The organism is Malaciobacter sp. (genome assembly GCF_055140965.1).
In genome coordinates this window covers 1-5,713 of the sequence record NZ_JBSRRO010000068.1, presented here as the reverse complement: position 1 = coordinate 5,713, position 5,713 = coordinate 1, and the positions used below count along the sequence as shown (strand labels likewise).

Genomic DNA, 5,713 nt, shown 5'->3' with positions numbered 1-5,713 from the left:
GGAGTTATTCAATGCGCTTGTGGAGGTAAAGTAACATTAACATCCACAGCAAAAGTAGAACGAATAGCAGGAGCAAAGCCTTTATACCTAAAAGATATAATAGGAGCCCCAGTAGCTTGCCCAAGAAGTAAAAATAAATGTACAAAAGTAGCTTCAATATCAACAGCAGGGACAGAAACAAATGTAAAATCAACTGCTAATCATTTTTTATTAAGAACAGATGGATTTAAAACAGATAAAGGAAGAGCAGTTGTATTAGTAAGTCCAGGACAAACAACTTCAAAAATCATTGCCCCACCAAGTATAGAAAATGAAGATGTAATTGCAAATGAAAAAATGATAGAAGAAGAATATGTAAAACAAGAAGATAAAACTATAGAAAATTATGAACTTTATTTAATAAGAAAATCACAAGATATATATAAACCAATAAGACCCTCAAGGGGATTTAGAAAAGCAGATGAAACTTATGTAACTAATAAAGAAGAATCAGAGTTTGATAATATTTATTCTCATACCTTAGCTTTTGTATATGTTGTAAAAGGAAGTGAGTACTTAGAATATAAAATTTATAATAATGGCGGAATAAATGCAGAAGAATTAAAAGATATTCAGTATCAAGATACAAAAACTGAAATAATAAGAAAATTTATTCCACTTGAAGAAGAAACATCATATCAAATCTATTATAGTAATTTCAAATTAAATAGCCTAAGTGATATACAAAAACTACCAGAGCTTAAAATAGATACTAAATCACTAGATAGTAAAAGTGGAATTTATATAAAAGATATAGATAGTATCAATAAAAATGAAATTGAACAAAAACTTATAGATGCACAGAAAAGTAAAAATGAAGAAAAAAATTTAAATATTATAGTTGGATTTATAGAAGATCCTATAGGAGAAATAGAAGATTTATATGAAGAGTATTATACAAATTATAAATTGGCATATAGTTATAATCAAAATATTTTTGATGATATAAAAAAGAGAAATTCATATGCATATACTATTGCAAATCTTGTAGATTATTTTTATGTTTCTGACTTTGAAGAGGAAAAATATAGAAAAAATTTATTTACATTAAGAGATTGTTATAAAGAATTTATTGAGATGATATTTCATAATAAAGAACTATATAACTATGTTTTAAAATTTAAAGATATTGAAAATATTGTTCATAAAGATGTAAAGAAAAAAGCATTTTCGTACATAAAAGTGCTAACTAACTATTCAAAAGGATTTTTTGATCATAGCTTTATATATTTTGAAGATGAAAATAAATCAAAAATAAAAAAACATTATTTTAAAAAAAACATTTATTTTAATAATGAATTTATTATGTTAGATAATATTAAACTTTTTTACTCTACTAATGTTAAAAAAGAATCATTGATGAGATTTACAGGAAATGATGATTATACACTAGTCAAAGAAGATGCAGAACAAGTTTTGGCTCATATTGTTTTTTGCTTGTTTTTTTTAGATGATTTTAAAGATGATATTAAACCTTTAATAGATTATCAAAAATTTATAAAAATAAGAAATGATTTTTTAATCGCATATAGAAGAATTATTCCTTTACCAAATATAGGATATGGAAAAATTTCAAATGTAAAATCAGTTGTAGAAAATCAAGAATTCTATAATGAAACAGTATTTAAAAATAGTCAAACAACAAGAGATAAGAAAAACTTTATTAAAAAGATTTTTTCAAATAATGAAAAGAATAATCACTTCTTAGAAGATTATAAACAATTAGATAATCATCACATTATGAAATCCTTTGATTACTCATATAAAATAAGTTATAAAAGCGATTTACTTTATATCCCAAAAGATATAAAGTATTATCAAGAAAAAGCAGTCACATCGCCTAAAACTATTTTAAAAACTATTAAAACAAAGTTTTTAGAAGGAAAATTAGAAAAGTTACTTTTAAAATATCAAAGTTGTAATATAGACAGTTTTGAATATGTAGTAGGAGGTATGAATATTATCTATTCTCTTTGTTCTTGTAAAATTCCTTTAGATGAAGAAGTATCAGTAAATGGAATATTTGCTAGTGAAGATATTAAATACCTTTTAAATTTTACAGATGATATAGTAGACAAAAAAATTAAATTAGAAGATACTAAAAAAGAGCTTATTTTAGGAAGTTATCAAATATCAGAACATTTTGATGAGTATCTTATAAGACAACTTTTAAATGAATTACTCTTTTTAAAATCAAGTAACATAGCAAAAGAAAAAGCTCAAAAGTTTTTTGATAAATATCATAAGTTAGCAAAAGATGAAAAAAAGAAAAAAGATGAAAAAATAGCAAAAAAAGATAAAAATAATGAAGATGAAGATGAAGATGAAAAAATAGAACCTTTAGATTTAGATAAAGATATTAAAAAATCAGAAAAAGAGATACATTTTGTTTTAAAATTTATATGTGGAATAACAGATTTAATTGATAAAAGTTTGGATAAGTTTTTGGAAGAATACTCAAATGATGAAACATATCAAGTAAAAGGAGTGTCAAAAACAAGAGCTTTACAATTAGGTTTAGCATTTAAAGCCTACGCTTCTATTCTAGCAATAGCTTCAATAAAAGAGTATATTTACGATAATAAAAATAAAGATATAAAATCAACAATAGGCTTTGTAAATGATTTCGCAGGATTAAATAGTGCTTTAATAGGAATATTGCAAAATGAAAAGTTTGAAAATATAGCACAAACTTTTTTAAATAAAATGAATAAAAAGGCAGGCGGAAAAAATCTAATAAAAATAAATCTTGCAAATAATGACTTTTTAACAGCAAGTGGCAAATTCTTTGCAAAAGTATCAGCATACACAGTAATAATTATTGCTATAGTAGATGCAATAAAATATGAGAAAAATGAAGATTATGATGCCTTAGCTGTAAGTGTTGGGATGATAACTTTAAATGTAGTGGCATTTTTAGTAACTAGTGGAACACCTTTAATTACGTTTGTATCAATAAGTTCAATTGCATATGCAATTGTAATGTTAAAGTTTGTTGATAGTGCATTTGAAAGCTATTTAAAAAAATCACTTTTTTATAATGATAGAATTTATTTAAAAAATAATAGAAGAAATCAAAAAATATATACTGAAGGCTTTCCAGCAAAATATCTATTAGAAACAACAAATAGAAAAGAAGAACTAAAAACTATAAATAGTGAAGGATTTAGAAGTGCTAAAAATATAACAAATTTTATAGGAGAAAATTATAAAACAAATGAGTCGTATTTTGATATAGCACTAAAAAATGAATTAAGCTTTTTACAGTCTGCTATGTATGGGTATAAATTAGATAAAGAAGAAATAAAAAGTCATCAAAAAGTAAAAACAGTAAATGGTTATGAAATAGATTTTTATGCTTATGAAGGATTAAAGATACCAAAAATAATTGCAGATGATAAAGAGTTTAAACTTTTCTTTTCTCCCTATGGAGATGAGTATTTAGAAATAAATAAAGCAGCATTAATTGATACTAATGGTATATTTAATTTTTTCCCAAAAGAAAATTCTTATTTTATTTTAAATAATTTTACAAATAAAATAAAAAAAGAAAATCATAGCTCATATATAATAGTTACAAGCTCTTTAATAGATTTAAAATATAAAGTAGTATTTAAAGATTTAAATAAAATAGCAACTTCATCAGATTTTCTACCAAAAATGAATTGCAAAATAGAAATAGAATCTTTAAAACAGATAAGTTTTATACCTGAAGATATAAAATACTTAGAATAATATAAAAAAAGAGGAATTAAATGAAAGTAAAAACAATAATAAATATATTAATAATAGCAATAATAAGTCTAAACTTAACTGCATGTGAAGATAATAAAAGTTCAAATAATACAAAAGAAAAAGAAATTAAATTTACTCCTTCTTTACCTATGCCTGATGTTAAAGAAGAATATATAAATAAATATTTTAAATTAAGTCAATTATCTAATGCAAAAAAAGACCCAATCCCAGCGATGAAAATAGGATATGCATATTCAGAAGAACTAAAAGATTATGAAAAAGCCTTAGAGTGGTATAAATATGCTGATTCGATGATTGCTTTAGGAGAGAATTCATATTTTGCATGTTATGCATTGCAACAATTAAAAAGATATGATGAAGCTATAAGTTGGTGTAAAAAAGCTATTGATTTAAAATGGGATAAGGCTTTATTTAGAATGGGAGATATTTATAAGGAACTAAATGATTATGATAAGGCAGTATTTTATTATAAACAATCATTTGAAAAAACAAAAGATAAAATGTCTGCAAATAATTTAGGATTTATTTTTTCTAAAAAATTAAATAATTATCAAAAAGCTGAAAAATGGTATAAAGAAGCAATAAAATTAAATAATTATGAATCATATAAAAATATTTCGAGTTTATATCATGAAAAATTAAAAAATGATATAAAAGCTTCAGCTTATGCAATAGCAGTAATAGATACAAAATATACAAAAGCTTCAGTTCTAAGGGTTCTACAGAATGACATGAAAATACCAAATGATATAATCCAAAAAGGCTATGAGTTACAACTAAATTCAGATGAATTTCCAATAAAATATAAAAGTAAATTATATTTAGATGAATAGATTAATAAAAATAGTACTAATAGGAATAGCAGCATTAAGTTTTACAGCTTGTGAAAATAATCAAACAACAAATAAAAAAGAAGTTAAGTTCACTCCTTCTTTACCTATGCCAGAATGGGATAAAGAGGCTAAATCTAGAATTGATAATTATTGGAGTCAATGGCACGATGCAAAAAAAGACCCAGTCCCAGCTATGAAGATAGGATATGCATATTCAGAAAAGTTACATGATTATGAAAAAGCCTTAGAGTGGTATAAATATGCAGATTCGATGATACCATTAGGAGAGAATTCATATTTTGCATGTTATGCATTGCAAAAGTTAAAAAGATATGATGAAGCAATTAGTTGGTGTAAAAAAGCTATTGATTTAAAATGGGATAAAGCATTGTTTCGAATGGGAAAAGTTTTAGAACTTAAAAAAGAATTTAATAAGTCAATAAAATATTATGAACAATCATTTAAAAAAAATAAAGATAAAGTAGCAGCAAATAATTTGGGACTTATTTTTTCTTTAGAACTAAAAGAATATGATAAAGCAGAATTATGGTTTAAAAAATCAATTCAAGAAGGATATCAATTAGCTTATAAAAATTTTTCAATTTTTTATCATAAAAAACTTAAGAATGATATAAAAGCCTCAGCTTATGCAATAGCAGTAATAGATACAAAATATACAAAAAGTTCAGTATTAAAATTACTTAAAAAAACATGGAACATCCCAAACGAAACAATAAAAAAAGGCTACGAACTACAATTAAACTCTCCTGATTTTCCAATAAAATATAAAGGAAAGTTAGATTTAGATGAGTAGAATAAAAACAATAATAAATATATTAATAATAGCAATAATAAGTCTAAACTTAACTGCTTGTGAAGATAATAAAAGTTCAAATAAGATAAAAACTGAAAAGAAAGTTAAACTTCCAAAGCCTGAGTGGGACAATAGACTTACTAATTATAAAAATACTATTGAATGGTATCAGTTAGCAGATGAGGATGAAAAGGCTGCATTTAATATAGGAAATACTTATAGTATTAAACTTAAAAATTATAAAAAAGCTATTGAGTGGTATTTATATTCT

General features: G+C 23.8%; 4 protein-coding genes. All 4 read left to right on the top strand.

Annotated elements, in window-relative coordinates; genetic code table 11:
* The coding region (locus tag ACTCCZ_RS13190; RefSeq protein WP_463187414.1) for a hypothetical protein at nt 1-3,774 on the top strand (3,774 nt) is incomplete at its 5' end.
* Nucleotides 3,775-3,794: 20 nt separating this feature from the next.
* Nucleotides 3,795-4,628 (top strand): tetratricopeptide repeat protein, encoded by an 834-nt coding sequence (locus ACTCCZ_RS13185; RefSeq protein ID WP_079579838.1) that lies wholly within the window; start codon nt 3,795-3,797, stop codon nt 4,626-4,628.
* On the top strand, nt 4,621-5,442 hold the full coding sequence (locus ACTCCZ_RS13180) for a tetratricopeptide repeat protein (RefSeq protein ID WP_079579839.1): 822 nt from the start codon (nt 4,621-4,623) through the stop codon (nt 5,440-5,442). The genes ACTCCZ_RS13185 and ACTCCZ_RS13180 overlap by 8 nt, the downstream gene beginning before the upstream one ends.
* Nucleotides 5,435-5,713: hypothetical protein (locus ACTCCZ_RS13175; RefSeq protein WP_463187413.1), on the top strand; the 279-nt coding region annotated here is incomplete at its 3' end. The genes ACTCCZ_RS13180 and ACTCCZ_RS13175, both read left to right, overlap by 8 nt.